Source organism: Salipiger sp. 1_MG-2023, assembly GCF_030547555.1.
GTDB lineage: Bacteria > Pseudomonadota > Alphaproteobacteria > Rhodobacterales > Rhodobacteraceae > Salipiger.
Genome location: NZ_JAUOQN010000142.1, coordinates 1 through 2,183 on the forward strand (window position 1 = coordinate 1; position 2,183 = coordinate 2,183).

At 65.8% G+C, this 2,183-nt stretch carries 2 pseudogenes; both read right to left on the minus strand.

The annotated features are described in order from the left end of the window. Positions 1-492, minus strand: a pseudogene (locus tag Q4543_RS24195) (ATP-binding protein); the annotation flags it as partial. Continuing rightward, positions 425-2,061, minus strand: a pseudogene (gene istA / locus Q4543_RS24200) (IS21 family transposase). The pseudogenes Q4543_RS24195 and istA, both read right to left, overlap by 68 nt. Positions 2,062-2,183: the final 122 nt, after the last annotated feature.

A 2,183-nucleotide genomic window follows, 5' to 3' on the forward strand; every position in this document is an offset into this window, starting at 1 on the left:
ATCAGGAAGTCGAGGCGTCCCAGCAGGTCGGCTGTCCGCCCCTGTCGGTCGGCGCGGGCTTCGGCGTCGAGCTTGTTGACGAGATCGACGACATTGTAGAAGCGGCCGCGGGCGCCGTTTCGGATGCAGGCCCGGGCGATGTCAACGGCGATGTGGGTTTTCCCGGTCCCGGTGCCACCCGACGAGAACCGCGTTGCGCTGCTGCTCGAGGAAGCCGCCTCCGGCGAGGTCGCGCACCAGTGCCTCGTTGACCGGCATGCCGGAGAAGTCGAACTCGCCGATCTCCTTGGCCAGTGGCAGCCGGGCGATTGTCATCTGGTACTTGATTGATCTCGCCTGCTTTTCGCTGATCTCCGCCTGCAGCAGGTCGCCGACGACCCGCTGCGGCTCGTGCTGTCGCTTCACCGCGCTTGCAATGAGCTCGTCATAGGCGGCCTTCATTCCGTAGAGCTTCAGCTTCGCCATCGTGTCGAGGATCTGCGTTCTTTCCATGGCCGGGTCTCCTGAGGCTGTCATAGCGGGCACAATCGGCGGTCGGTTCGCGGGTCAGCTTCAGCGCCTCGGGCGTCGCGATCGGCGCCGGTCTCTCGGGCTCGCGCCTGCGGGCGAGGATGTTGAGCACGACATCGGCGGAGTGGACGCCCTGTGCGAGGGCTTCGGCGCAGGCTGCCTCGACAGCCTCCGGCCCGTCGACCCGCAGCGCGGCGAGGATCTCGACCATCTGGCGGTCGCCGCCGGGACTGCGCTCCAGCTTCTGCCGGATCCGGCGCATGGCTGCGGGCAGGTCCCAGTCACGGAACGGGGCGCCGTTGCGCAAGGCGCCGGGCTTTCGGGCCAGCACAGGGATGTAGTGGAGCGGGTCGTAGACGGCATGGTCGCGGCCGAAGGCCCTCTCGTGGCGCCCGACCACCTTGCCGTCCTGCCAGAACTCGACATGCGCGGCATAGGCCCGGATCTCCACCGGCTTGCTGGCCGCGCGGGCATTGACGGAATAGCGGTTGCGGTCGAAGCGGACGAGGCAGGTCTTCGAGACCGCAGCGGGCACGGCATGGAAGCCCTCGAACGGTCCGGCATAGGGCACGAGATGCGGGCGCTCGGTCTCGAACACCTCCAAGACGGTCCTGTCGCGAAGCTCCGGATGGCGGCTGGTTCGGGCCCAGGCGCGGCAACGGTCCTCGAATCAGGCATTCAGTTCGGCATAGATCCGGAACTTCGGCGCCGGCACGAAGAACCGCTTCCGGACCGTTCCGACTTGGTTCTCCACCTGTCCCTTCTCCCAGCCCGAAGCCGGTGTGCAGGCAACCGGATCAACAAGATAGTGGCCGCACATCTGCTGGAAACGCCGGTTATAGGCCCGCTCCTTGCCGGTGAATATCGTGTCGACTGCGGTCTTCGCGTCCGTCGCCGGTGGGCTCGGACCAATGGCGCCTCACCGACAACTCCTCGGACCAATGGCGGATAATTCCCGCTGTCGTAGATGCCGCGCGCGCACGCCCCGCCGAAGAAGGCCAAGGCCCGGTCATGAGCGTCAAAGACCATCTCCTGCGTCTCCCGCGGATAGGCGCGGACATAGATCATCCTGCTGTGGCAGAGCCGGACATGGGCCACCTTGATCTTGGCCGTGACGCCGTCGATCACCGCGATCTCGTGGCTCCAGTCGAACTGATAGGCTTCGCCGGGATCGAAGCTCGGCGGCACATAGGCCCCGGCCGATACAGCGACCCCCACCTCCGACCAGGTCGTGGCGTAGCGCCTGACGGCATCGTAGCCGCCTTCATAGCCCTGGGCCTGAAGCTCCTCGAAAATCCGGATCCGGGTCAGCCACTCGCGCTTCGGGCGGCGGGAGTTCTCCTCGAGCAACCGGTCGAGGGCGTCGCGGAACGGATCGATCTTGGGCCGGTGCTGGACGCTGCGCTGGTAGGTGAATTCGCTGGCACCGGTGCGGATGACCTTGCGGACCGTCTTCCTCGATGCCCCGAGAGACCGGCAGATCTCCCGGATCGACTTGCCCTCCTGAAAATACGCCAGACGGATCTTCGCTATCGTTTCCACCACCAGCATCCCGATGTCTGCTCCCAAAAACCTTGGGAGCATGATGGAGCATCAGATCCGGGCGGGTCCCCTTTCGGCCCCTATCGCCCCGATACCGGGGGACTTTTGCTTGCTGAGTAACACCGCATGGG